Source organism: Candidatus Thiodiazotropha sp. LNASS1 (assembly GCF_964212655.1).
GTDB lineage: Bacteria > Pseudomonadota > Gammaproteobacteria > Chromatiales > Chromatiaceae > Thiodiazotropha.
Genome location: NZ_OZ156465.1, coordinates 2119213 through 2145607, shown reverse-complemented (window position 1 = coordinate 2145607; position 26395 = coordinate 2119213). Strand labels below are relative to the sequence as shown.

The 26395-nt window shown below is 54.3% G+C and carries 23 protein-coding genes; 15 read left to right on the top strand and 8 right to left on the bottom strand.

The window, feature by feature from the left end; all coding sequences use genetic code 11:
- The first annotated feature begins 173 nt into the window (after positions 1 to 173).
- Positions 174 to 3026, top strand: a complete 2853-nt coding sequence (locus tag AB8516_RS09385) for an ATP-binding protein (RefSeq protein ID WP_369160109.1) — start codon at positions 174 to 176, stop codon at positions 3024 to 3026.
- A gap of 110 nt (positions 3027 to 3136) precedes the next feature.
- On the opposite strand, the gene AB8516_RS09380 is transcribed toward AB8516_RS09385, so the two are convergent.
- The 3 genes from AB8516_RS09380 to AB8516_RS09370 form a co-directional block, all read right to left on the bottom strand.
- Positions 3137 to 4546 (bottom strand): PhoH family protein, encoded by a 1410-nt coding sequence (locus tag AB8516_RS09380; RefSeq protein ID WP_369160107.1) that lies wholly within the window; start codon positions 4544 to 4546, stop codon positions 3137 to 3139.
- Positions 4547 to 4648: 102 nt separating this feature from the next.
- Positions 4649 to 5134: a peroxiredoxin gene (locus tag AB8516_RS09375; protein ID WP_369160105.1), complete on the bottom strand. Its 486-nt coding sequence runs from the start codon at positions 5132 to 5134 to the stop codon at positions 4649 to 4651.
- Between the two features lie 17 nt (positions 5135 to 5151).
- Positions 5152 to 5691 (bottom strand): glycine cleavage system protein R, encoded by a 540-nt coding sequence (locus AB8516_RS09370; RefSeq protein WP_369160103.1) that lies wholly within the window; start codon positions 5689 to 5691, stop codon positions 5152 to 5154.
- A gap of 175 nt (positions 5692 to 5866) precedes the next feature.
- Between AB8516_RS09370 and dapA the strand changes: the two genes are divergently transcribed.
- From dapA to AB8516_RS09340, 6 genes are all read left to right on the top strand, one after another.
- The gene (gene dapA, locus AB8516_RS09365) at positions 5867 to 6742 is read left to right on the top strand and encodes a 4-hydroxy-tetrahydrodipicolinate synthase (protein WP_369160101.1); all 876 of its coding nucleotides are present in this window, start codon (positions 5867 to 5869) and stop codon (positions 6740 to 6742) included.
- A 148-nt stretch (positions 6743 to 6890) separates the two neighbouring features.
- Positions 6891 to 8033: an outer membrane protein assembly factor BamC gene (gene bamC, locus AB8516_RS09360; protein WP_369160099.1), complete on the top strand. Its 1143-nt coding sequence runs from the start codon at positions 6891 to 6893 to the stop codon at positions 8031 to 8033.
- Positions 8034 to 8036: 3 nt separating this feature from the next.
- Positions 8037 to 8822: an MBL fold metallo-hydrolase gene (locus AB8516_RS09355; RefSeq protein ID WP_369160097.1), complete on the top strand. Its 786-nt coding sequence runs from the start codon at positions 8037 to 8039 to the stop codon at positions 8820 to 8822.
- Between the two features lie 157 nt (positions 8823 to 8979).
- Positions 8980 to 10248: an NAD(P)/FAD-dependent oxidoreductase gene (locus tag AB8516_RS09350; RefSeq protein WP_369160095.1), complete on the top strand. Its 1269-nt coding sequence runs from the start codon at positions 8980 to 8982 to the stop codon at positions 10246 to 10248.
- A 394-nt stretch (positions 10249 to 10642) separates the two neighbouring features.
- The gene (ispG, locus tag AB8516_RS09345) at positions 10643 to 11857 is read left to right on the top strand and encodes a flavodoxin-dependent (E)-4-hydroxy-3-methylbut-2-enyl-diphosphate synthase (RefSeq protein WP_369160093.1); all 1215 of its coding nucleotides are present in this window, start codon (positions 10643 to 10645) and stop codon (positions 11855 to 11857) included.
- Positions 11858 to 11956: 99 nt separating this feature from the next.
- Positions 11957 to 12448: a heme-binding protein gene (locus AB8516_RS09340; protein WP_108289533.1), complete on the top strand. Its 492-nt coding sequence runs from the start codon at positions 11957 to 11959 to the stop codon at positions 12446 to 12448.
- Positions 12449 to 12593: 145 nt separating this feature from the next.
- Here AB8516_RS09340 and AB8516_RS09335 read toward each other — a convergent pair whose 3' ends face one another.
- Both AB8516_RS09335 and AB8516_RS09330 read right to left on the bottom strand, forming a co-directional pair.
- Positions 12594 to 13049: a DUF6858 family protein gene (locus tag AB8516_RS09335; protein WP_369160090.1), complete on the bottom strand. Its 456-nt coding sequence runs from the start codon at positions 13047 to 13049 to the stop codon at positions 12594 to 12596.
- Between the two features lie 72 nt (positions 13050 to 13121).
- The gene (locus AB8516_RS09330; protein WP_069121839.1) at positions 13122 to 13829 is read right to left on the bottom strand and encodes a cyclic nucleotide-binding domain-containing protein; all 708 of its coding nucleotides are present in this window, start codon (positions 13827 to 13829) and stop codon (positions 13122 to 13124) included.
- Positions 13830 to 14172: 343 nt separating this feature from the next.
- On the opposite strand from AB8516_RS09330, the gene AB8516_RS09325 reads away from it, so the two are divergent.
- Positions 14173 to 15165 carry a response regulator gene (locus AB8516_RS09325; RefSeq protein WP_369160088.1) on the top strand — a complete coding sequence of 331 codons (993 nt, stop codon included), beginning with the start codon at positions 14173 to 14175 and terminating at the stop codon, positions 15163 to 15165.
- A gap of 22 nt (positions 15166 to 15187) precedes the next feature.
- On the opposite strand, the gene AB8516_RS09320 is transcribed toward AB8516_RS09325, so the two are convergent.
- Positions 15188 to 16537, bottom strand: a complete 1350-nt coding sequence (locus AB8516_RS09320) for a TrpB-like pyridoxal phosphate-dependent enzyme (protein ID WP_369160086.1) — start codon at positions 16535 to 16537, stop codon at positions 15188 to 15190.
- Positions 16538 to 16795: 258 nt separating this feature from the next.
- Here AB8516_RS09320 and AB8516_RS09315 point away from each other — a divergent pair, with 258 nt between their 5' ends.
- The 3 genes from AB8516_RS09315 to AB8516_RS09305 all read left to right on the top strand — a co-directional run bounded on the left by AB8516_RS09315 (position 16796) and on the right by AB8516_RS09305 (position 19972).
- The gene (locus AB8516_RS09315) at positions 16796 to 18697 is read left to right on the top strand and encodes an ATP-binding cassette domain-containing protein (RefSeq protein WP_369160084.1); all 1902 of its coding nucleotides are present in this window, start codon (positions 16796 to 16798) and stop codon (positions 18695 to 18697) included.
- Positions 18654 to 19130, top strand: a complete 477-nt coding sequence (locus tag AB8516_RS09310; RefSeq protein ID WP_369160082.1) for a hypothetical protein — start codon at positions 18654 to 18656, stop codon at positions 19128 to 19130. Before AB8516_RS09315 ends, AB8516_RS09310 begins: the two co-directional genes overlap by 44 nt.
- A gap of 125 nt (positions 19131 to 19255) precedes the next feature.
- Positions 19256 to 19972: a trans-aconitate 2-methyltransferase gene (locus AB8516_RS09305; protein WP_369160080.1), complete on the top strand. Its 717-nt coding sequence runs from the start codon at positions 19256 to 19258 to the stop codon at positions 19970 to 19972.
- Between the two features lie 333 nt (positions 19973 to 20305).
- Here the strand turns inward: AB8516_RS09305 and AB8516_RS09300 are convergent, their stop codons facing one another.
- Positions 20306 to 22255: a Clp1/GlmU family protein gene (locus AB8516_RS09300; protein ID WP_369160078.1), complete on the bottom strand. Its 1950-nt coding sequence runs from the start codon at positions 22253 to 22255 to the stop codon at positions 20306 to 20308.
- Positions 22256 to 22543: 288 nt separating this feature from the next.
- On the opposite strand from AB8516_RS09300, the gene AB8516_RS09295 reads away from it, so the two are divergent.
- Positions 22544 to 23125 (top strand): NADPH-dependent FMN reductase, encoded by a 582-nt coding sequence (locus AB8516_RS09295; protein WP_369160076.1) that lies wholly within the window; start codon positions 22544 to 22546, stop codon positions 23123 to 23125.
- Between the two features lie 106 nt (positions 23126 to 23231).
- Positions 23232 to 23582, top strand: a complete 351-nt coding sequence (locus AB8516_RS09290) for a DUF1304 domain-containing protein (RefSeq protein ID WP_369160074.1) — start codon at positions 23232 to 23234, stop codon at positions 23580 to 23582.
- 26 nt (positions 23583 to 23608) lie between these two features.
- Here the strand turns inward: AB8516_RS09290 and AB8516_RS09285 are convergent, their stop codons facing one another.
- Entirely contained in the window at positions 23609 to 24220 is a 612-nt protein-coding gene (locus tag AB8516_RS09285; RefSeq protein WP_369160072.1) for a DNA-3-methyladenine glycosylase, read from the bottom strand.
- Positions 24221 to 24473: 253 nt separating this feature from the next.
- Between AB8516_RS09285 and ada the strand changes: the two genes are divergently transcribed.
- Both ada and AB8516_RS09275 read left to right on the top strand, forming a co-directional pair.
- Entirely contained in the window at positions 24474 to 25565 is a 1092-nt protein-coding gene (gene ada, locus AB8516_RS09280) for a bifunctional DNA-binding transcriptional regulator/O6-methylguanine-DNA methyltransferase Ada (protein WP_369160070.1), read from the top strand.
- A 148-nt stretch (positions 25566 to 25713) separates the two neighbouring features.
- Positions 25714 to 26316: a glutathione S-transferase family protein gene (locus AB8516_RS09275; RefSeq protein ID WP_369160068.1), complete on the top strand. Its 603-nt coding sequence runs from the start codon at positions 25714 to 25716 to the stop codon at positions 26314 to 26316.
- The last annotated feature ends 79 nt before the right edge of the window (positions 26317 to 26395 follow it).

Sequence of the window (26395 nt, the reverse complement as noted above, 5' to 3'; positions counted from 1 at the left end):
ATGTCTCACTATTGCTGACAGAGAGAAGATCATTCGACACTACTATAATTGGTGACGCTGCAGAAACAAGTGCGACAACAGGCTTTAATTGCACAGATTTGCTACACTTGTCCAGGCTTAATATGCTAATTTATGCACATATGGTGGGGGTTTTATAACCCGGGCAATCGGGCATGACAGATCCAAACGAAGAAGCGATTAAAATAAAAAAAGAGCGGGTACGGTTGTTATATGCAAACGGTACGACGCTTATTATTGCCAACCTTATTGCCGGACTGATCTTCTTTTATCTAAACAGGGCCTGGGAAATCCCGTTGGGGTTGATCTGGGGTGGTTTGCTGACAGTGGTCCTGGTAGGTCAGACCGTGCTGACCTTTATTGTGCGCAGAAGTGCCCTGGAACGCATACAGATGTGGCGTTATGCGTTGTTGCCCGGCATTTTTATGCTGGGATTGTTATGGGCCGCCGCACTGATCCATCTGCTGACCCATCCCATGGAGACCGATTACCTGGTCATAGATCTGGTATTGATCGGTACGGTTTTTCTTCTCACTGCGTTGCTGCTGACCATAGATACCTTTTTTAGCATCATTTTCGTCCTGACCGCTTCCGCACTCGTGTTTCTCAGCATTTCAGGAAACAAAGATCTCGTATCCGATGAATTTCTGATCGGGATGATCGCCTATGCCTTGGCGTTGTTGATACTATCAGCCTGGATGATGGTGTATCAGCAGGGTTTCCTGCTGCTTGCCGCTAACCGCGTGTTGCTGCATGAACGCATGGTCGCTTCCGAGACCGAGCTCAGCGAAATGAGAAGTCGTCTGATCGTGGAGAATGATCAGCGACAAACAGTGGAGCAGGAGCTGTTCCTGGCCAAAGAGGCTGCTGAGAGTGCAAATCTCGCTAAGTCAGAGTTCCTGGCCACAATGAGTCATGAAATCAGGACTCCGCTGAACGGCATCCTGCCGATCCTTGAAATGCTGTTGGAGACTAAACTGAATGGTGAACAAAAGCAATTTGTCACCACTGCGCTCAACTCTTCCCAGGTGTTGCTCAGTATCATCAACGATATTCTCGACTTCTCCAAGATCGAAGCGGGCAAGTTGGATCTGGAGTTTATTGATGTCACCTTAAAGGATGTCATCAGTCAGGTGACGTCATTGATGAAAAACGCCGCTGATCGGCGCAGTTTGAAGCTTACATATAATATTGCCCGGGATGTGCCGAGAATCGTGCGTGGAGATCCAATCCGGCTTCGTCAGATCCTGACCAACCTGGTCAGCAATGCAGTAAAATTCACCGAGAAGGGCGAAGTCTCCGTGGAGGTTTCCACCCGTCAGTCGACACGGACAGAGGTGGAATTGTTGTTTGCCGTAAGAGATACCGGTATGGGGATGTCGGATGAACACGTGCAGCGTCTTTTCGAACCGTTTTCTCAAGCTGACGCATCGACCACCAGAAAACATGGTGGAACAGGATTGGGCCTGGTCATTTGCAAGCGCCTGACCGAACTGATGGGGGGACGGATCGGCGTGAAGTCTCATATAGGAAGGGGATCCTATTTCTGGTTTATTCTACCGATGAGAAAGTCACTGCAGGAGATTCCTTCCAGCCGACGAAATCTCAATGATATCCGCACTCTGTTGTTGGCTGAAAAAAATAACCCTGAAATCAAGGTATTGGCGAATTCTCTAAAAGAACTGGGGATGATACTGGAGCAAACAGATGACCAGTACGACGCACTATCCAAACTGAAAACGTCAGCAAATCTGGGCGCCAGTTGGCGCTATGAACTGCTCGTGATCGATGCTGAGTTCACCAGTGTCAATCTGCTTCAGGTTGTCAATTCCGCACGTGAGATTGCCCACATGAGAGATGTCAGTGTTTTGGCGATCAATGTTCCGGTAGAGAGCATCGAAACGCTCGAGGGCTTGTCGATTGAGTGTTTGAGCAGTAGCGGCAGAAGCAAGGATATCAAACAGCGTCTGTATAGAATCTTCGATGTGGAGCAAATATCGACGGCGTCCACCACACCCGAAGAGGTTCCGGTTCCTCGGTTGCCTGACGATCACTTGAACTGGCTTGACAAGCAGGGTGGCGAGGAGGGTATTAGGCAGCCGGGGAGCGAGAGGGAGGAGGACCGCGAAGCAATGATGCAACACACCCGACTCGCGGGACGCGTGCTGGTGGTTGAGGATAACCCGGTCAATCAGGCGGTAGTGAAGAAAATGCTGGAGAAGGCGGGGCTTTCGCCGATAACAGCAAATGACGGTATGGAGGCGATGGAGGCCATGCATCAGGAACAGTTCGATGTGGTTCTGATGGATTGCCAGATGCCGCGCATGGATGGATATGAGGCGACTGAGGCGATCAGGGATAGGGAGGCTACCCATGGACTGATGCGCACGCCGGTGATTGCCATGACTGCGAACGCCATGGCGGGGGATCGGGAAAAATGCCTGGCGGTCGGCATGGATGATTACCTCTCGAAGCCGGTCAAACCGGCTCAACTTGAGAATATGTTGCGTCAGTGGCTGCCCATGGAGGAGATGATCGGCCAGGGTGAGGAGCGATTGGTGGTGGAACAGGTCAGCGGCGGTGAAGAGATATCGATGGAATCAATCGATACATCGAGCGAAAGCTTGCAGAGCGAAGGAGACAGCAGTATGCCAGTCAGTGGCATGATAGACCGCACTGTTTTGGAGGAGTTGTATGAGATCATGGAGGACGAATTCGTTTCCGTGCTCGAGAGCTATCTAAAAAGTGCGCCCGGGCTCATGCATGGTATACGGGATGCCGTAAAGGATCGTGACATGGATGCCCTGGTGAAGTCAGCCCACCCGTTAAAATCGAGTAGCGCCAATGTGGGGGCGATGGAGCTCTCCATCCTTGCCCGAGAACTGGAGTTCAAGGGGCGTCAGAATGATACCTCGGGATTGGTCAGTAGTTATAACCAAACCGCAGATATATATCGCCGGACCATTTCAGAACTGAAGACGATCATTGATCGGGGCAGTATTCATTAGGGACTGTTAATGCCCTTGTCACGCTCCTAGCCAATCCTTACTGATGGGGCAGGGTCCCACCCTATACCCTTTGCAGCTGGTTTGGGTGGGTACCTCTATCCACCTAAGGCTTATAGATTTTCAGATGCATAATCCGCAAGCCGCGATCTCTCCCCCCTCTGCAGGGTTATATGCCCGCTGTGGGGCCAGTTCTTGAACCGGTCGACGGCATAGGTCAGGCCAGATGTCGTTTCTGTCAGGTAGGGTGTATCGATCTGGGCCACATTGCCGAGGCAGACGATCTTGGTGCCGGGTCCGGCACGGGTGACCAGTGTCTTCATCTGTTTCGGGGTCAGATTCTGGGCTTCATCGAGAATGATGTATTTGTTTAAGAAGGTACGGCCCCGCATGAAATTGAGGGAATGGATACGGATCCGGCTGCGCAGCAGATCTTCAGTGGCGGCGCGTCCCCACTCACCCCCTTCTGTCTGGGTCAGAACCTCCAGATTATCCATCAGCGCGCCCATCCAGGGTGTCATCTTCTCTTCTTCAGTGCCGGGTAGAAAGCCGATATCCTCGCCTACCGGTACCGTAACCCGGGTCATGATGATTTCGCGGTAGAGATTGAGGTCAAGTGTCTGCACCAGGCCGGCAGCCAGGGTGAGCAGGGTTTTACCGGTGCCGGCCGTGCCCAGCAGTGAGACGAAATCGAGCTCGGGGTCGAGCAGCAGATTCAAGGCGAAATTCTGCTCCTGATTGCGTGCCGTGATGCCCCACACCGCATGCTTGGGATTGGTGAAATCCTCCATCAGTTCAATGGTTGCATTGTTCTCTTCTTTCTTTCTGACGATGGCTTGAAAGCCCTCATCTCCCGGCAGGTGCAGGCATTGGCTGGGATACCAGGCTTCAGTATCGGGTCCAACGACCCGATAGAAGGTCCGTCCCTCCTCCTGCCATGACTCGAGCTCCTTGGTGTGCTGCTCCCAGAAACCCGCCGGCAGACTCTCCATGCCGCTGTAGAGGAGATTGACATCCTCCAGGACCTTGTCATTGGAGTAATCCTCAGCATGAATGCCGACCACGGCCGCCTTGATGCGCAGGTTGATATCCTTCGATACCAGTATGATTTTTCTTTCGGGGTATTCCGACTGCAGGCTGAGGGCTGTCGCGAGTATTGTGTTGTCGGGCGTATTGCCCGGCAGTGTCGAGGGCAGGTCACCGCTGATTGGCTTGGTCTGGAAAAAAAGATGGCCGCTCAGGGACTCGGTACCGCCATTCAGCTGCAGGGTGTTTAGAGGAATGCCGTCACAAATGGCGGATTGAGGTACATTGCCCATCAACTCATCGAGGAAACGGCTGGTTTGGCGGACATTCCTTGCAACCTCAGACATACCCTTTTTTCCCTTATCCAGCTCTTCCAACACCACCATCGGCAGGTAGATATCGTGCTCCTTGAAGCGGAACAGGGCGGATGGGTCATGCATCAGTACATTGGTATCGAGGACGAAAAGACGGGTATTGTTGGATCGTTTTTCTGACATCTGTGTATCGGTTTATCTTAGGGCCTGTTAACAGTGGTGAACAGACTACCCACCACCGCAGACATGGGTGTTTTCGCTGATTGAGAATAGGAACGATAATGCTCAGGCAAGTTTTCCGGCTCGCATCGCCTTCAAGGTGTCCAGGACTTCCTCTGCGTGCCCCTTGACTTTGACCTTACGCCACTCCCAGCGCAGATATCCACTTTCGTCGATCAGAAAGGTGCTGCGTTCTATGCCGCGTACCTGCCTGCCATACATCGATTTCATTTTTATGACATCGAATGCGTGACACAGCTTCTCCTCTTTATCGGCTATGAGATCGAATGAAAATCCTTGTTTTTGCTTGAAATTTTCCTGGGCCTTCAGGCTGTCCCTGGAAGCTCCGAGGATAATGGCGGATTGACGTCTGAACTTAGCAATCAAGGCGCTGAAATCCAGCCCCTCCTGGGTACAGCCCGGGGTACTGGCTTTAGGGTAGAAATAGAGAACGATGGGTTTTCCATGAAAGTCGGTGAGTTTGATGTGCTTGTCACCGGTAACGGGCAGCTCTATATCGGGCACAGGGTTTCCGATGGTGATGGCAGACATTATACGCAGCTTCCTCTTTAGCCCTTGATGGGTTCTATGACGGCATCCAGATTCAAGGCATCGCAATAATCCATGAACTCTTCCCGCAGGGCGGCAATGTGGATTTCGGAGGGTATGCCGACACTCATGTGTACCGAAAACATGGGGGTGCCTGTGTGGGCCGCCGAATAGCTGTTGGTTACCATGTCCTCTATATTGATATCGCGCTCAGAGAAGAATTCAGCCAACTGATTGACAATACCGGGATGGTCCATAGAGACCACTTCGACCATGTAAGGCAGGAGGTTGCTGCTGCGCACCTTACCTTCCGTACGTTTGCAGATGATGGTGAGTCCCAGGTCCTCCTGTAGTTCGGGTACTGCGGATTCAAGTTTCGCCAGGGTGTTCCAGGGACCCTCGATCAGCAGCAGGATGGCGAATTCCCCCCCCAAGACCGTCATTCTGCTGTCGGTAATATTGCAACCTTCATCAAGTATCTTTCTCGAAAGGGCTTTGACGATCCCAGGCTGATCTTTTCCAAGTGCTGAGATGACCAGATAATTCTTTGGCGTAGACATAAAAATTGCTTAGTGTCGTATGGTTATTGGGAATTAAGCATAGAGTGTAACACCTGTTATCTGCGTCTAGCGATATTTTTACAACTATCCGGGGGCGGTTTTCCCATGCTACTTGTCATCATCACAAGCCACAGGATACCATTGCCGATTATTCAATGAATCGGGGTGCGGGGCGATGTTTCACGGCAGTATGGTAGCAATGATCACTCCCATGGTGGAGGACGGCAGCCTGGATGATGCCGCTTTGCGTGCGCTTGTGGAGTTTCATATCCGGCAAGGCACTGACGCGATCGTCGCTGTCGGCACGACCGGCGAGTCCGCCACCCTGGACGAAGAGGAGCATTGCGATGTGATCCGGCGGGTGGTCGACTATGTCGACGGCAGGGTGTCTGTGATTGCAGGTACCGGTGCCAACTCGACCCGGGAAGCCGTCACTCTGACTCAATGCGCCAAGGAAGCGGGTGCGGATGCCTGTCTGTTGGTGACCCCCTACTACAACAAACCCACTCAGGAAGGGCTATATCAACACCATACAGCGGTTGCCGAGGCGGTTGATATTCGCCAGATTCTCTATAATGTGCCGGGACGTACTGCCTGCGATATGCTGCCTGAGACAATCGCCAGGTTGGCGCAGGTGCCGAACATCATCGGAGTCAAGGAGGCAACCGGTGATCTGTCGCGATTACATCGGCTGCGTGAGCTTTGTGATGACTCATTTGAGTTTTACAGCGGCGATGATGCCACTGGCTGTGAGTTCCTGTTACAGGGCGGGCACGGCGTCATCTCGGTAACTGCGAATGCGGCTCCGCGCCTGATGCACGAAATGAGTATTGCCGCTCTGGCCGGCAGAGATGAAGAGGCGCGTGCGATCGATGCGAAGCTGGCTGGATTGCATAGTGCGCTGTTCGTGGAATCCAACCCTATTCCTGTGAAGTGGGCAATGATGAAACTGGGGTTGGCGAATCGTGGGATCCGGTTGCCGCTGACGTGGCTGAGCCCGTCGGCGGAAGATGAGGTTTTACAAGCAATGCATCAGGCCGAAATTCTATGACCATTCACCAGATGGGTATTCAGTACGGGCCGTGCGTACTTGAATGGCCTCATTGTGTCTTCGTCAATGTGTAGTGATTCTGTTTCAAACTTATCGCTCGTTTCCATTGTCATAGGCAACACATAATTACCAGACGATATTCTTAGACATGCAATCAGCTTTCGCTTTTCTGATAATCATTTCTCTGGCCTTCACGCTAACCGGATGCAGCTCCGGTGGTGGCTATTTTTCCGACTCTGAACGAGTCTACCGTTCTCAGAAGGAGACGGTTGATGATCTTGAGGTGCCACCGGACCTCAGTCGTTCGTCAATACAGGATGCCATGGCGATACCCGGTGCCGGGGCATCGTATGAAGAGTATGCCAATAAACGAGGCGGTGGCGGGGGTGCGGCCATATCTGCAAAAGATGAGGTTTTGCCGGAATTTAACGATATAAGGGTTGAGCGCGACGGCGATCAGCGCTGGCTTGTTATCAATGCGGAACCGCAAGACGTGTGGTCAAAAGTCGTCGAGTTTTGGCGTGGTCACGGGCTCCTGTTGGTGGAGCAGGACCCGACCATCGGTGTCATGAAAACCGATTGGCTCGAGAGTCGTGCCGATATTAAGCAAGGTCCGATTACCGAGTTTTTTCGCAAGACCCTGGGCAGTATCTATTCATCGGCCACGCGTGACCAGTTTCGTGTACGTCTGGAGAAAGGGTTTGTGCGCGGAACCACCGAACTCTATCTGACTCATCGAGGCATGGAGGAGAAGCTGAAAGAGGATTTCAGCGGTAATGCCGACACGACCTATTGGACCCCCCGGCCCAATGATCCGGGTATCGAGGCTGCGATGCTACGCAGTATCATGGTCTATCTCGGGATGGCGAATGAGAATGCGGAACAGGCCCTGGCTCGGGGAGATGAGAGGGAACAGCGTTCCAAATTGATTAAATCCGGGGAACGCTCCGAGCTGTGGATCAATGAGGGCTTTGCCCGCGCATGGCGACTGACCGGCGTTGCACTCGATCGTGTCGGCTTTGCGGTGGAGGATCGGGATCGCTCATCCGGCATCTATTTCGTTCGTTACAGCGAGTTATCGGGAGCGGGCCAGGAAGACAAGGGGTTCTTTTCCAAGCTGGCTTTTTGGCGGAATGATGAAGACAGTATCGATAAAGAGACGCAATACCAGGTCAAACTCTCCGAACTCGATGAAAGAACACGGGTGCAGATCAGAGACCAGGATGGTGCTGAAGCCGACATCAAGGCGGCCGGAAGAATTCTCACTATGATACACGAGCAGATTCGCTGAGGCGTGTCGTTACGATTCGCCATACTGGGTAGCGGCAGTCAGGGAAATGCCCTGGTTATCGAGACCGCATCAGTCAGAATTCTGGTGGATTGCGGGTTTCCAGCCCGCGAAATCGAGTGTCGCCTGAGCGGGTTGGGCATTGAGGCGGATTCTCTGACCGCTATTCTTGTCACCCATGAGCATTCGGACCATGTTCGGGGCCTGGGTCCCCTGGCCAGGCGTTATGGTATTCCGGTATGGATGACTGCGGGGACGTTCCATGGCGCCAATTACGGTAAGTTGCCCACTCTGCACCAGATTGACAGCCATACCGGGTGGTGGTTCATTGGCGACCTGGCTGTGGCCCCCTATCCGGTCCCTCATGACTCCAGAGAGCCCTGCCAATTTCTTTTTCGTGCCGGGGGGGGCACACTGGGACTACTTACGGATACAGGTTATATCACGCCGCATATCGCAGGTATTCTGCAGGCATGCGACAGTCTGGTGCTTGAATTCAATCATGATTCGCAGATGTTGGCGAATGGGCCCTATCCCCCCAGTCTACAGGCAAGGGTCGGGGGATCCCATGGCCATTTGAACAATCACCAGGCAGTTGGACTGCTGAAGCGTTTACAAACGTCCCGACTACAACACGTGGTAGCATCCCATCTGAGTGAGAAGAACAACTCCCCCGGACTGGTGACTGAGCTGATACTTCAGCAGTTGCCCGACCTGAGCGATCGGTTTTCCATCGCATCACAGCATGATATTACAGATTGGTTTCGACTGCCGATCACACAGCAGGTCTGAAATCCTGTCAATATTAGCTCATCGCAAAATACTTAAATAATTTTAATTTTCAGTAGGTTGGGTATAATCTTAGCGTTTTTTATCAAAAGCGGTTTTTGCCTCCTCTCCCGGCTTTACCGCAATCCCATAATATCGGAGAGGATGGAGGTATTGTTCAATGGCGCATATCGTCATTATGGGTGCTGGTACGGGGGGTATGCCCTGTGCCTACGAATTACGCATGGAGCTGGGGCGTGAACATGAGATCACGATGATCAATGAACGGGAATATTTCCAGTTCGTGCCGTCCAATCCCTGGCTGGCTGTAGGTTGGCGTGATCGATCACACATCACTTTTGATATTCGTCCTCACCTGGAACGCAAAGGTATCAATTTTATCTCCAAGCGAGTCGATAAAATCGATCCCGATGCAAATCAGCTGACACTCGACGGCGGAGACACAGTCAACTACGACTACCTTGTTGTCGCAACCGGCCCGCGGCTTGCTTTCGAGGAGGTTGAGGGTTCGGGACCAGAGGGTTTCACTGAATCAATCTGTACTGTGGATCATGCGGAAAGGGCCTATGACGCCTACCGGGATCTGCTGGATGACCCTGGTCATGTGGTTATCGGCGCAATGCCCTTCGCCAGCTGTTTTGGTCCCGCTTATGAATTTGCCTTCATCATGGATTCGGATCTACGAAAGCGTAAGATGCGAGACAAAGTACCGATGACATTCGTGACATCCGAGCCATATATCGGACATCTGGGCCTGGGTGGTGTTGGGGACTCGAAGGGTTTTCTCGAGAGTGAGTTTCGCAACCATCATATCAACTGGATCACTAACGCCAAAGTAACCAAGATCGAACAGGGCAAAATGGTCGTCGAGGAGTTTGACGATTCCGGGCACAAACTGAAGGAGCATGAGCTGGATTTCACCTATTCGATGATGATCCCCGCATTCAAGGGTGTCGATGCTGTCGCCAACGTTGAAGGTTTGTGTAATCCCCGCGGTTTCGTTTTTGTCGACGACCATCAACGTAACCCAAAATATCCGAATATATTTGGCGCCGGTGTCTGTATCGCCATCCCGCCCGTGGAAGCGACCGCTGTCCCCACCGGGGCGCCCAAGACCGGATATATGATTGAGTCGATGGTGACCGCCATCGTTCACAACATTGCGGATGAACTGGCCGGCAAGGAGGGTACGACCCTGGCTACCTGGAATGCCGTCTGTCTTGCCGACATGGGAGATACCGGTGCCGCTTTTGTCGCATTACCGCAAATTCCACCCCGTAATGTAGCCTGGTTCAAAAAAGGCAAGTGGGTGCATATGGCCAAGATCGCCTTTGAAAAGTATTTCATCCGCAAGATGAAGAAAGGGACCTCTGAGCCGATTTATGAGAAGTACATCCTCAAGATGCTGGGCATTGGGAAGTTGAAATAGTTTCTTGCCATTGCGGAAAGGAGAGGCCCGGTCTGTAACCGGGCTTTTTTTTGCCTTGTCGGCAACAATCTTTGAAGTCCTATATCGATAATTTCGTTGCCAGGTCCAACCGTAGATTTCGTGGGGTTGTTTGGTTGTCCGATAATAAAAATATTCGCGTACATTTGCGGACATACTAATCATTCGCGACTATTCGCGGATTACTTGTACATCTCACTATCACCAAGTCACCGATTCAGTGGCTTAATATTGTGGGTATCAGCTAGGGCTAAGTAAGCAGGGGGCTGTCTCAAGTACTCTTGAGACCCTGACCGCTACCTTATAGGGCGTCCGAGTAATAATATACATTGACTGGATTTGATATGCTGCGCACTCGGCAGATGGAAGTGAGGCAATGACTGTGCAAATCAACAGACGCATAACCCAGGGTGTACTGGTCGGTGGGGTACGGATCGGCGCCGGTAATCCCGTAGTGGTGCAGTCGATGACCAACACCGATACGGCGGATGTGAATGCCAGTGTGGAGCAGATCAAGGCACTCGCCCAGGCCGGTTCGGAACTGGTGCGTCTGACTGTCAACAATGAGGCGGCGGCCGGGGCGATTCCGAAGATTCGCGATGGTCTGGCGCGCCAGGGTATAGCGGTACCGCTGATCGGCGATTTTCACTTCAACGGCCATCGTCTGCTCAGGGACCATCCAGCTTGTGCCGAGGCACTGGCTAAATACCGCATCAACCCAGGTAATGTCGGCAGCGGCGAGAAGCGCGACAGTCAATTCGCCAGCATGATCGAAACCGCCTGCCGTTATGATAAGCCGGTGCGTATCGGCGTCAACTGGGGGAGTCTGGACAAGGGTCTGGTAGCGCGCCTGATGGATGAGAATACCCGGGCCGAGAAACCTCTCGACAGTGTCGAGATGGTGCATAAAGTGATGGTGGTGTCGGCCCTTGAGAGCGCTCAGCGTGCCGAGGAAGTGGGGCTCCCGGCTGACCGTATCGTACTCTCCTGTAAAATGAGTGGTGTCCAGGACTTGATTGCGGTGTATCGAACGTTGGCGGCTAAATGCGACTATGCACTCCACCTGGGGTTGACCGAAGCGGGGATGGGCTCCAAGGGTATCGTCGCCTCCAGTGCCGCCCTTGCGGTGCTGCTGCAGGAGGGTATTGGTGACACCATACGCATCTCACTGACCCCGGAACCCGGTGGGGCGAGAACCGAGGAGGTGATTGTCGCCCAGCAACTGCTGCAGTCGATGGGTATTCGTGCATTCACACCAATGGTGGTTGCCTGCCCGGGATGCGGTCGTACAACAAGCACCTATTTCCAGCAGCTCGCCAAGGATGTGCAAAACCACTTGCGCAACATGATGCCGGAGTGGCGCAAGGAGCATCCCGGGGTCGAGGCAATGTCAGTAGCAGTGATGGGGTGCGTGGTGAACGGGCCTGGGGAAAGCAAACAGGCTAATATCGGTATCAGCCTGCCGGGAACCGGCGAAACGCCATCGGCGCCGGTGTATGTGGATGGTGAAAAGGTGGCTACGCTTAAAGGCGATGATATCTCAGGGCAATTCATGGCATTGGTGGATGACTATGTCAGAGAACACTACTGATAAAAAATGATGAACTTCCGATTTCATCACCGTATCCCGGTCCTAAATCGAAATCTATGGAAAGGGATCGCAAACAACACAAACATACCGGAGGAAACTATGAAGAGAGTGATGATAGCCATATCCCTATGCTACGGTATCTCGATGGGTGTGGTGGCGGATGAAGCCGCACCGAGTGTCAGTGTCAAGCGCCTTGCACTGGAGTCGGCGAACCGGATCGCCCTGGGTGCGATTGAGGCATGCCGTAAACAGGGTATCCAGATCGGCGTCACGGTAGTTGACCGGGACGGGACGGTACAGGCAGTTATGCGTGACACAATCGCTGCCCAGATTACGGTGCCGATCAGCCGCATGAAGGCTTTTACGGCTGCCAACTTCAACGCAGCGACTTCAGCATTGAAGAGTCGTGCGAACACACCTATCGGCCAAATCGATGGCCTGGTCATGTCTGCCGGTGGATTACCCGTTCAGGCAGGTGGTCAACTGCTTGGTGCCGTGGGCGTGAGCGGCGCGCCGTCTGGAGAAACCGATGAGGAGTGCGCGCAGGCCGGTATCGATACTATCATTGACGATCTGGAGATGGAGATGTAACGGCCACCTCCCCGGGATGACCAGCGGGGTGTGCAAGTTGTAACGATAAGATCGCCTGTCAAGTACGCGTGTGCCCCCGCGCCCTATTGTGGTTGCGGGATTGTGGGGGTGTTTCTCGGGTGTGCAGGGTTATGGTCGCCGATAGTTAAGAGTGCAATTGCACATCTTCCTGATGACCTTGTGATGTGGCATGCTGAGAGGACTGGTGCTCATCGCTCAGCAGGGATCTCGTCCACTGTTCCATGAGAGCATTTGCAACCGGCATGGGGGCTTCCATAAACGAAAGTGTGACACGGTTGTCCGTTTCACAGACACCGAGCGAGCGGGGCCGTGTGGCCAACTGCTCAGCATCCTGCAGGCTGAAGCCGAAACAGAAGACAATATTATATGCGGCGACGATATGCTCAGCGACAATGCCTTCCGCTAGTTCCGAGGTGTGTTTCAGGTGATCGAATGTCGTGATATAGCGTGCAGCCTTATGTGACTTCACCTGTTCCACAAGAAAGGCGACAATCTCTTCGGTTGTGTCGAATCTGCATTCCGAAAAGTCCATTTCAATGCTGAAGATCGGAATCCCGATCTCCTTGACGACCTGTTTCAACTTACCTCTCCCTTGCCTGATGAGTCAGGAGAGCAGAATAAGATAGCGGATTGCTGCAGGCATTGAAAAAGGTCAATCTTCTGCGATTCTATGCAGATTCGGGATATCCAGGAGGAAATGGTTGGTGTTGGTTTCGACCAGCAGACTCTGGCGCTTGAATTCAGCGATCGTACGGCTGGCCGTCTCGGTGGTGATACCCAGCATGGCGCCCATGTCTTCCCGGGCAAACAGGTTGCATTCGCTCATCTGTGTATCCTTGACGAGGCGCAACAGCAGACGGGCCACCCGCTGTTTAGCGGACCCTGTGGAGAGTTCGGTCAACCAGGCATCGGCCTCCTTCAGGGCGCGCTGCCAGCGATTGAGCAGTTCCCGGTGGAGGGCGGGATTCTCCTTGCTCAGGCTTTCCACCACACGCACCGGCAGGGCACAGACCTCGGTCTCATGAAGTACAACCGCGTCATGCTGATAAGTTTCGCCTACGATGCACTCCAGTCCGGTAATATCGGTGGATCGGATCAGCCGGACAATCCGCTGGCTGCCGTCAGGCAGGTACTGCACAAGCTTCAGGACCCCCGAACGTACCGTATACATACGTTCGCCCTTATCACCTGCGCGGTAGAGTGTTGAGCCAACCGGTAGAGTATATTGATCGATAGGATCGTGTAACTTTTCGAAATCCTTCTCTTCCAGATTGGCAAACAGCACAGACTCGCGTAGGGAGCACTTCAAACAGTCAGCCACACCATCCCTGGCATCCGTGAAAGTGACATTTTTAACCATTGCAATGTTCGTCCATAAGGGATGAACCGTTATCACCCGTATAAGCGTTGAAAAACAGGGTAGTTCAGTCAACAATACCAGATCGGAGAGAGTGTGGATAGAGCCTTCCGGCGGGCGGCTTTTCGGCCACCAAAAGGGGATCCGGGGGCATAAGTGAGGGTGAATTCTTGGTTAGGGTCCAGCTTCTCGATGATAGCCGCGGTGCCGGCGTGCCGGGGTCGGCAATCGAATTGTTACAAGATGTGGAAACCGGCCATGGGAATGCATATTTCATCAGTAAACAACAGGACATGTAATTGGAATTCTTGCAATAATAGCGGGAGTCCGTACATGGAGGAGGGTGATGACAACCAAACCGGTAGAGGCTTCAGCGCAACATATCCTGGTGGTCGATGATCAACCGGAGAATCTGCGAAGCCTGGATCAGATATTAAGCTATAGCTATCAGGTCTCTTTGGCGGCCAATGGCCAGGCTTGCCTTGAACAGGTGGCGCAAAGCACACCCGATCTTATCCTGTTGGATGTGGATATGCCGTTGATGGATGGTCTGACTGTGTGCCGCTTGGTCAAGGCGGATCCCGCCACATCCATGATCCCCATAATCTTCGTGTCGGCCTTGTCCCGCCTCAGTGAACGCCTTGCCGGCTATCAGGCCGGAGCTGATGATTATGTCACCAAGCCTTATGATGTGGATGAACTGCTGGCTAAGATTCGTATTGCCCTCAATAACCGTCACGATCTGGAAGCGGCCCGGGAGCGCGCCCTCCTTGCCCAGGAGGAGATGGAGGCTTCTCTGGCAGCCTGTATCGAACTGAACCTACTCGCCGATTTTATCGATAACAGCCTCGATTGCGATGATTTGCGTACTCTGGGTGAGGGCCTGCTGGAGACCTTTGATCGTTTCGGTTTGAGGGTGATAGTGAGGCTGGTGGAGAGTGGACACTACTTTTCCCATGCGGGTGAAGTCGGCATGTTGGACCAGGAGATGATGGAGAGCCTTTATGATAATGGCAAAATCATCGATTTCGGTCACCGTTCGCTGTTCAACGCTGAATCGGTTTCCGTGCTTGTGCGCAATATGCCTGTCCATGACCAGACGCGCTACCAGCGTTGGCGGGACAATCTCAAGCTGCTTGTGGAGGTCGTCAACAGCCGCATCTTCAGCCTGCAGCAACAAAGCAACAGGCAGAAGGAGCGGGAACGCCTGCAACCCCTGATCGCAGGTATCCACCAGTTGATCGAGAAGCTGCAGCACTCCGGGGATGACCTGAACTGGGATCAGGCGTGCCACGACCTGAACCGGTTACGCATGGCCTGGGAGTCACAGCGGGCGTAACTCCCAGGCCCTCAAGCGCCGTTCAACCCACCTTCGGCAAATGGCTGAGTGATGCCTGAATCGCATCATCCGGGTAGTCGAAGTCTTCCAGTTCTCCTTTGAAGTAGCGGTCATATGAGCTCATATCGAAATGTCCATGACCGGACAGGTTGAAGAGCAGGGTTTTCGCTTCACCCGTTTCGGCGCAACGTCTCGCCTCCCGAACGGTGGCGGCAACCGCATGACAGGACTCCGGCGCGGGAATGATGCCTTGGGTCTTGGCAAAGAGTTCGCCGGCTTCGAAAGTCTCCAGTTGGGGGATGGCCACTGCGCTCAATAGCCCCTCGTTGTAGAGCTGGCTGACGAGCGCCGAATCGCCGTGATAGCGCAGACCCCCGGCATGGATGCCGGGTGGCATGAAATCGTGGCCCAGCGTATACATCTTCGTCAAAGGCGTGAGGCCCTCCGTATCGCCGTAATCGTAGGCGTATACGCCTTTGGTCAATGTGGGGCATGAGGTCGGTTCAACGGCGACCAGATCGATCTCCCTGCCTGCCGCCTTGTCGGCAAAGAACGGGAAGGCGATACCGCCGAAGTTCGAGCCCCCTCCGCAGGGAGCGTAGATCGCATCGGGGTATTCCCCCACAAGCTCTAGCTGCTTTTTTGCCTCTTCGCCGATAATGGTCTGGTGCAGCAATACATGATTGAGCACCGAACCCAGGGCGTAGTTTGTATCCGACCGGCCGGCAGCCTCCTCGACGGCTTCGGAGATGGCGATACCCAATGACCCGGGAGAGTCGGCATCCTGTTCCAGGATATGACGTCCTGACTGGGTCATGTCAGTAGGGCTCGGAAAGACCTCGGCGCCCCATGTCTCCATCATCGAACGACGATAGGGTTTTTGTTGATAACTGACCTTGACCATATAGACCCTTACTTCCAAATCGAACAGTTGCCCGGCAAGGGCCAGGGAGCAGCCCCATTGCCCCGCCCCCGTTTCGGTGGCGAGTCGTTTGATGCCCTGCAGTTTGTTGTAATAGGCTTGCGCGACCGCGGTATTCGGTTTGTGCGATCCCGCCGGGCTGACCGCTTCATTCTTGAAATAGATCTTGGCAGGAGTCTTGAGCGCCATTTCCAAACGTTCGGCGCGATAAAGGGGGGATGGCCGCCACAGACGCAGCACTTCACGGACCTCATCGGGAATAGGGATCCAACGTTGTGCGCTCACCTCCTGTTCGATAATGGCGTCAGGAAAAATTGCGCTGAGCGCATCCGGAGTTACCGGAGAGCCGTCGGGGGCAAGGATTGGCGCCGGTGGATTGGGCATATCAGCCACGATGTTATACCAATGGGTCGGCATATCTGCCTCTTTCAGCAGAATCTTGGTCTTCATAAGTTATCGTCTCCCGCTACTTGGCCCGAGTCCCAAATAGTGATTTGATAGCCCGTCCATGATGCAGATCTTGTTGGATTGGAATGGGTGTTTTTCCATATCCTGACAACGATGCAGGATATAAATAAAACTACCGATAAATTAACATGGCGATAATCACATAACGATTGGTTTTTTACCAGCAGAGCTGATTGGATCAGCGTAGGATGAAGCTTTTTAATTGAGATATGTCATGAATGAATTCACCCGGGTTCTTCGATGCCGCTGATAACCCTGCGCAGGCTGCAGCTCAGCTATGGCGATCGGCCGTTACTGGATGACATCGACCTCAACATCGAGAAGGGGGAGAGGATTGCGCTGCTCGGCCGTAACGGGGCCGGCAAGTCAACCCTGATGCGAGTGATTCAAGGTGGTATCGTCCCGGACGACGGGGAGCGTGTCGTGAGCAACGGGACAAGGATTGCGCATCTGATCCAGGAGGTGCCGGATAAGATCGAGGGGAGTGTCTTCGATGTGGTGGCGGACGGCGTCGGTCAACTTGCCGACAAGATCAAGGCTTACCACAAAATAAGCCATCAGCTTGCGGAAACGGGCGATGACAGCCTGTTGTCATCGCTGTCGAAGGCGCAGCATGAACTCGAGGCCGTTGAGGGCTGGCAACTGGAGCAACGGGTGGAGACAGTCATATCCAGGATCGGTCTGGATGCCGATACGCAGTTCAGTGCGCTGTCGGGAGGCCTGAAGAGGCGTGTCTTGCTGGCCCAGGCCCTGGTTATGGAACCGGAGTTGCTGCTCCTCGATGAACCCACCAACCACCTCGATATCGAGGCCATCCGGTGGATGGAGGAATTTCTTCTCGTTTATCCGGGTGCAATCCTCTTCGTCACCCACGACCGGGCATTCCTGCGGCGGATCGCTAGCCGGATTCTGGAACTGGATCGCGGCAGCTTGACCGACTGGCCGGGTGACTATGCCAATTTTTTACGCCGCAAGCAGGAACTGTTGAATGTGGAGGAACAGGCCAATCAGCGTTTTGACAAACGGCTTGCCCAGGAAGAGGTCTGGATTCGTCAGGGTATCAAGGCGCGGCGCACCCGCAACGAGGGTCGGGTCAGGACGCTTAAGGCAATGCGGGCGGAGCGACAGAAGCGGCGCGATCAGCAGGGCAGGGTAAAGATGCGGATCGATGCGGGAGAGCGTTCAGGCAAGCTGGTCGTGGAGGTCGAGGATATCAGTTACGCCTGGGAGGAGAAACCGGTGGTGCGCGATCTCTCCACCACCATCCTGCGCGGTGACCGGGTGGGTATCATCGGCCCCAACGGCTCCGGCAAGACAACCCTTTTGAACCTGCTGCTGGGAGAACTGCGGCCCGATACGGGCAGGGTCAAACTCGGCACCCAGCTGCAGGTGGCCTATTTCGACCAGCTGCGCGGTCAGCTCGATGAGGAAAGTTCGGTACAGGATAATGTGGGGGGCGGCAGTGACAAGGTGGATGTCGGCGGAAAAAGCAAGCACATCATCGGTTACCTGCAGGATTTCCTGTTTACCCCGGAACGTGCCAGAAGCCCTGTGAAGGCACTCTCCGGCGGTGAACGCAACCGTCTGTTGCTGGCCAAGCTTTTCACCAGGCCGGCCAATGTACTGGTGCTCGACGAGCCGACCAACGATCTGGATGTGGAGACGCTGGAGTTGCTTGAGGAGTTGCTCTCCGACTACCCGGGAACCCTGCTGCTGGTCAGTCACGACCGGGAGTTTCTGGACAATGCGGTGACCAGCTGCCTGGTCTTCGAAGGTGTAGGAAGAGTGGCGGAATATGTCGGTGGTTTCAGTGACTGGGAGGCTCATGCCCGAGCCAGGCAATCAGTGGAGTCGAAACCAAAGGGCGGGGCCGGGGTCAAGTCTGTCCCAGAGAGGCCGAAAAAGAAGAGTGAGAAGCTGAGTTACAAAGACCAGCGGGAGCTCGATGCGCTGCCTCAGAGGATTGAAGCACTTGAAGTGCGGCTCGACGAGTTACAGACCAGGCTGGGCGATCCGGACCTCTATCGCACCCAGGGGGAACTGGTCGCAGAGCTTCAGCAGCAGATGTCCGCGGTGCAACTGGAACTGGATCAGGCCTATGAGCGTTGGGAAACACTGGAATCGATGCAGACCGGCAGTTGAACGAAGTGCTTTCACCCTGTTCCTGCTTACACTGATGACGCTGATTTGGGCAGATGACGCAATGGCGGGCGCCGGCTGTGCCGTGGCAAAGCGTCTCGGCAACTCCCTGGCCATCGAATGGGTGGCCGCTCCGGACGAGAGCGTCGAGTCGGCCATCCACAAGGCCAAACAGAAGCTGATCGAACAGGGTTACCGCAAGAAAGGGCAAGACGTTCACGCCCAGGCCGGTATCGGATTGCGCCATGCCCACATGGTCATAGTCAAGACCACCTATACCACAATGACAGGGCGCACCCGCACCAGCTATGGCTGCGGCTACAGCCCACGCTCGGCCGCCGAAGCGGAACGGGCGGCGCTCTATGACCTGCGAAACTATTCCTGGGGTTGGAAACCGGAACTGGGATATGAAGTGCTGCAGTCGTTTCGCTATTGATCGACCGCTGATTGAACCGATACCTCCAATGGAAAAGCCAGTCTGGCTCTATACTTTAATCTGAAGCCCCGTACCTGGAGCTGTAATTAGCCCCAGGAACCATTGAGTTACCCTGGAGGAATGGGTTGCGACAGGTCACCTATAGTTCGTCAACCGATCCCGGTGTACACGACGCTTCCAGAGGTATGATCAGGGTATTGATTGGAGGCCGGGTTGAAGTGATTGACAGAAAAACGCACTGGCAAAAAATATATCGGGAGAAACCTCCCTCTGAAGTGAGCTGGTATCAGACAGAACCAAAGCTATCGTTGGAATTGATCCATCGCTGCCGGGTTGCCAGGGATGGGGCGATCATCGATGTAGGGGGTGGTGCGTCGGTACTGGTCGATCACCTGTATAGGCAAGGTTATACAAACCTGGCTGTATTGGATATCTCTGATAGGGCGCTGGCTGTCGCTAAACAGCGACTGGGAGATGCGGCAGGTGAAATTGAGTGGTTCGAATCCGATATTACTGAATTCAAATCACCCCACCTGTTTTCGCTTTGGCATGACCGGGCTGTGTTTCACTTCTTGACCGATAAATCGGACAGGGATGCCTATATGGAGGCGTTGAAGCTGGCATTGAGACCAGGAGGCCATCTGATTATCGCAGCGTTTGCGATCGGGGGTACGAAAAAGTGCAGTGGTTTGGATATCGTGCAATATGATGCATCAAAACTAAAGCGTGAGTTGGGCGTGGCGTTCGAGTTGGTGGAAGAAAAAAACGAGATGCATATAACGCCGGCAAACAAAGCGCAGCAATTTACCTATTATCGTTTTATCAGGGAAGCGAGCAACTAGGGATTATTTTAAAAAACTTCGATTCTTACATGATGAACTGAAATCAATCGCCAGCGGGATCAATTCGAATTACATACTTAGATTACAATGGCTATCTATGTTTTACTGGCAATAAATATCGCCAGCATATTTATTTGTCACCAGATCGCTAAATCGCGTGGAGGCAGGCCGGTATTGTGGGCGGTTCTGGGCGCGGCCTTCGGTCCGCTTGCGATCCCTTTTGCATTAATGATCAAACCCGGCCCGGTGGATAGAACAGGAAAGTAATCCTTTATCCTCGCGGGTGATTTCTCTGATCTATTCCAGGTGACGGTAAGGTTCAGTTGTGCAGTATCATTCATGGTTCGCGCTGTCTGTCGTGGCCGGTATCACTACATGTGGGCAGTTTGCCGCGATCTCGTTATACACCTGCCATGACGTGCCCTCATACCTGCGGGAGAAATGGAACGGAATCAGGTGGCGGACAGCGGCGCTGTTGGCGATCTCCGCGCAGGCGGTGGTGGTCAGGTGGCCGGTGCGTCGGGCCTGCGTGGCATCCTTCTGCATGAATGGGGATTCGCAGAACAGGGTGTGTGCCTGCCTGGCCAACAGGGTGAGTCGATCGCGGTTATGGGGCGTGTCAGCCAGGTCAGTGGCATAGACGATTTTGCTGCCGGGCGTGGTCAGGGTGAGGGTGGCGGCCAAGGCGCCAACCGTCTCGCTGGTTCCATCCGGCAGGGAAAGATACTCATCCAGCCGCTGTTCATTCATCAGCTGCTTCAGCCTGGTCAGCCAGGGACCGGGTTGCAGTCCGCGTTCACTGAGTTTCTCCTCGAGCACATTGATCTGCGGCACAGGTTCGAAGGCGTAGGCGATGACGGGTATGCCGTGCTCGAGGGTGACGGCGCGCACGCGAAATTCGGGCTCATCGACTACGATACCATTCTTGATCACAGTTTCACCGTTTGGACGAATGCCTGCCGAACCAGCCTGCAGATTGAAGTGGATCAGTTGTTCGCCATGCAGCTCAGCGACCTCGAATCTGGGGCCTCGATCACCGATCCGGTCCCAATGGATGCCGTTGATCAGATGCTCTATCTGCGTAGCGAGGCCGGGAGGCCCATACAGCCGGCATCTTCCCGATTCGCCGATACGCGATCGCAGCAGCCAGAGAAAGCCGCAGATGTGGTCCATATGGGTGTGGCTGATGAAGACGTCGCTGACCTGGTGCGCGATCCGCGCCGGGAGCCGTGCGCCGTCGCCCAGGTCGAAGAGCAGGCTGCGCCGCTGGTGTGCCAGGCGGAGATGGAGTTGTGGATCGCCGAACACACCGTTCATCAAGACTGCGGTAGCACTCGGGGTCTGAACCATGGGCCGGGGTCCGGTATCCTGCGGCAGCTTGTCGTCGGGCACCAGATCGGAGGGGGGGAGGTAACGTACCACGCTTTCCGCAAAGCGTTTGCCGGTGACCAGCAATCCCGACTCGTCCCGGACGGCATCGCGCACCAAGATAACCCCTGTCTGCCTGTTATCCGGGGGTAGCAGGATCCGGAGTCTCTCCTCCCCCATGTCAACCACCTCACCCATACCGACAGTGCGGGATCCATCGAGAAACGCAACCTGCTTGCCCACCCAGGCTTCGGTTGCCTGGCGGGGCGGTGTCCCCAGGACAGCGACTTCGGACAAGTCGATATCCACCTCGCTCGCATGGGACAGGTAGTCGTCCCAGTGGCGTGTTCGCTGCCGGTCGCGAAGGCCCTTTCCCGGCCGGCTCGCCGACGCTGAAGCCTCGACAGCCACAACCTCGGCGGCCAGCGCCCGCAGTTCCTGACTGAGGTGGAGTGGCTGTCCCTCGCGCATCAACACCATCACCAGATCCACATCCGCACGGTGTGCCAGTGATGTCAGGAGTTCAGCCCCCGCCACACCCCGCACAACCCCGGGTGTGTCGAGCAACAGTGTGCCGCCTTCCACCTGGTTGGCCAATTCACCGGCGGCCTCGATCAGTGGCAGGCGGAAACGGGCGGCGTCGAGACTACAGACAGCCGCGCGACCGACAACCTCCCATGCGTCCTGTTTCCATAGGCCCAGATTGACCGCGCCCGGGATACCGAATGCCGGCATCCCCGGGTCCGCCGCGAGACAGTGGACCGGTCTGCCTGCCTTGTGCAGTGATCCCGCCAAGCCTTTTACCAGCGTGCTCTTACCGATGCCGGGTGGGCCGTACAGGAGTACCCGTCGTGCCCGGGCCAGTAGCAGCTCGGACAATGATTCCGGATGCTCTGCGGAGAAATGTAGCTTCATCTGTGCAGGTCCATATGGCGCAGGCAAGTTTTTCGGTGGCGGTTGACAGGTCCGGATAGAGGCTGCCGAATTTCGTCACAGCTTACCACTTAAGCATATTGGATTATGAAGGATTGACTATTTGAGGGATCAAATGAATAGAGGAAAAATCAGCCGGCAATGAGTGCGTGGCATGGTCCTCGCTGTCGTAGCAGTCGTTGAGCGGTTACAGAAGGCAGAAGTAGCGCTACACTGATTCCATCAGGTCCAGTCCGGAGACAAATGCTCAGGCATTCCCAAGGGGGGTATATGGCACCAAGAATTCTCGCATTCGCAGGCAGCAGCAGGAATGGATCCTTCAATAAAAAGATCCTGTCGATTGCCGCTGCGGGGGCCGAAGCGGCCGGGGCGGAGGTTACGCGGGTCGATTTGGTGGATTTCCCGATGCCACTCTTTAATCAGGATCTTGAGCGCGAACAAGGGATTCCGGAGAATGCACTTGAACTTAAAAGACTTCTGATGGATCACGATGCCTTCATTATCGCGTCTCCGGAATATAACAGCGCGTTCAGCCCATTGCTGAAGAACGTTATCGATTGGGCTTCCCGTGCCGAATCCGAAGATGAGCCGCCGCTGGTGGCTTTCCGAGGTAAGACGGCTGTAATCCTGGCTGCATCTCCAGGGGCCTTGGGCGGGCTTCGTGGATTGGTTTTTTTAAGGATGCTGCTCGCCAATATAGGTGTTACGGTTTTGCCTGACCAGCAGACCGTTCCACAGGCATTTAAGGCCTTCAATGATGATGGATCGCTGGTGGACGAACGTAAACAAGAAGCTGTTTTGGCGCTTGGCCGTAAGCTGGCGAATACAGTGGGTAAACTGAATGCCAAATAAGGGCCCGCGCTATAATTCCATGTTCGATATTCAGTGTATGCTTTTGCCAGGCATGACGGGCATCATGGCAAAGCTTCCCAGACGGATTCATAGATAAGGAGTGCCAGTGATCGCAGACATCGTGGTCGGTCTGATCGCTCTCCAACACATCGCTTTTCTTGTGCTGGAGATGTTCCTTTGGGACAAGCCGCTGGGACTGCGTGTGTTTGGTCATAGCAGAGAGACCGCGGCGATTACGCGAGTGTTGGCGGCCAACCAAGGCTTGTACAATGGCTTTCTGGCTGCCGGGCTCTTGTGGGGGGTTATCCTGGGTGCGGATGGCACGGGCGTGAAGATCTTCTTTCTGAGCTGTGTGCTGCTAGCCGGTGTTTACGGTGCGGCAACCGCCAGCAGAAAGATCCTGTTGATTCAGGCCCTTCCTGCGGCGATAGGTTTATTGCTCGTATACTCATCGTAGAGATTCACCGAGTTAATTCTGTCCGCTTATGTGGGAGCACCCCGGTAGTAGTGCCATAAAAACAGCGAACCCACACTTCTCCACGGCGACCAATGGGTGACCAGTTCCCGCGCCTGTTTGACCGACGGTTTATTCGGCAGGTTTTTCAGTTGGCCCACTGCGACACGCAAGGCCAGGTCGTCGGCGGGAAAGATGTCCTGTCGCTGCAGTGAGAACATCAGGTAGATCTCGGCACTCCAGCGACCAAATCCCCGGATTGCCGTGATGCTGGCTATCGCATCATCATCACTCATCGCAGCCAGACCATCGATATCAAATCTGCCTGACACGACGGCTTCCGCCATGCCTTTGGCGTATTCAATCTTGCGGAATGACAGGCCGGCATCACGTAAGACCTGGTCCTCAGTCACTAACAGTGCGGCGGCGGATAACTCGGGCAGACAATCTTTCAACCGACCCATGATCACCCGTGCCGCTTCAGTTGAAATCTGCTGACTGACAATCGTCGACAGGAAGGTCTCAAACCCCTTTGGACGGATGCGGGGGGATGGTGGGCCCAGTTCAGCATATGCCTGTTTGAGTTGCGGATCGACCAGGCTCAATGCTCTCATGCCTACAGCAATGTGTTGGGTATTCATGCCAGCTGTGGTTGATGGATAAATAAACACATGTTCTCTGGTTAGAATGGCATATTCTGAGGAGAGCATCATAGGATGGAGTAGGGTATAGCCGATTTTTCTCATTCCAATGGCGGGGCAGGGTCCCGCCAAGACGGTTTAGAAGATCATACGAACACAGATTCTCAAAGCGCCGGGATGATTCGGATTGAACAACAAGAATCGGATGGATGAATTCGATCAGCTGCGCTCTAATGGATAAAACAGAAGAGTCATGAGGAACGATGGCATGACATTGCCGGTAAAAACAGTAATGCATCGGGCGGTTGCGCAACGAGACAAATCCTACGATGGCCGCTTCCTCTATGGCGTGATCACGACGGGCGTCTTCTGCAAGCCATCTTGTACGAGTCGTCGTGCGCGAGCTGAGAATATTCGCTTTTTTACCGATGCGGCATCGGCTATGAATGCGGGTTTCAGGCCTTGCCAGCGCTGCCGGCCAACGGATAGTGTAAACAGCATGAAATGGCTGTGTGATATTGCCCGGTTTATAGAGAAACATGGGGATGAGCGTCTGACCTTGAAAGGTTTGGCGAATCAGGTCGGTTTATCGCCATCTCACTTGCAACGTCGATTCAAGGCGGCTTTCGGGGTCTCACCCAAGGCCTACCAGGATGCAGTCCGTGTCAGGCATTTGAAAAGATCACTCAAGCAGGGGAAGGGCGTCACCAGCGCCATCTATTCCGCAGGCTTCGGTTCGATCAGTCGCGTCTACGGTGCAGCGTCGCATCAGTTTGGGATGACACCCAAGGCCTACCAGTCTGGTGGCACGGGAGAAACTGTTTATTATGCATGCCGTGATACAGCTATCGGTCCAATGTTGATGGCGGCAACCCATCGCGGTGTCTGTTTCGTGGAGTTCGGTGAGGATGAAGGTACCTTAATGGGTCAATTGAGTGAGGAATTTCCTTGCGCGAAGATCGCCGCATCACCCGCCGAAGATGCACCCGAACTCGATCTCTGGATCAAGGCGCTCGATGCGCATATCAGTGTTGGCGCGCCCTGTCCCGACCTGCCGCTCGACCTGCGCGGTACCGCGTTTCAAGTGAAGGTATGGCGCTTTCTACTCAACATCCATGCAGGGGAGGTAATGACTTACACGGAAGTGGCGGCAAAAATCGATAAGCCGAAGGCAGCGCGTTCAGTGGGTTCTGCCTGTACGGCGAACCGGATCGGCGTACTGATTCCCTGTCATCGCGTATTGCGGGGAGACGGTAAGCTTGGTGGCTATCGTTGGGGAGTTGACAGGAAGCGGGCATTGTTGGACCTGGAGCGCGCAAGAATTGACGAGAATAAATCCCCCTGACACCTAACGCATCGGCAAGCGCTAAGCGAGCGGCAACGAGACCACGGAGTCATTCCTGGATCGATCAAGTATTATCTGGCATGCGTGCCTGTTGTTTGGTCTGACAGTGTCTAAACTAAACAAACCCACAACTGCAGATTACATAGCCATGTCTGAATTAAAACTGTACGACTATCCCAGGTCGGGAAATTGCTACAAAGTGCGACTGCTGCTCTCCATGTTGGGTCTCGATTATGCGCGAATCGACACCGATGTGCTGAAGGGGGAGACACTGACGGCTGAATTCAAACAGATCAATCCCCGTGGACAAGTACCGGTATTGCAGGATGACGACCTGATTGTTTGGGATTCGATGGCGATCCTGGTATATCTCGCCAGGCGTTACGGCGACCGGGATTGGCTGCCAACTGATCCTGTTGCCGAGGCCCGCGTCATGCAATGGTTGGCGGTGTCGGAAAATGAATTGCTTTATGGTCTGGCGCGGGCGCGTGCCACGCTGGTGCTTGGCCGGCCCTTCAATTTGGCGCAGTGTCAACAGGATGGACGGGCCGGCCTGGCTGTGATGGAAGGGCGGCTGGCGGATGTCGACTGGTTGGCGGGTGGAAATGTTACCATTGCCGATATCGCCTGTTATCCCTATGTATCGTTGGCTTCTGAAGGAGAGGTCTCTGTGCAGCCCTATCCCGCCGTTCGTGGATGGCTTGAGCGAACTGAGGCATTGCCGGGCTGGGTGCCTTTTCTGCCCGGGTGAATGTCTGTCCAGCGTCGTGCCACGCCTCCATTAAATCCAGTTAGCCCTCCCCCAAAGGATATTGATAGCCTTGGCCTGG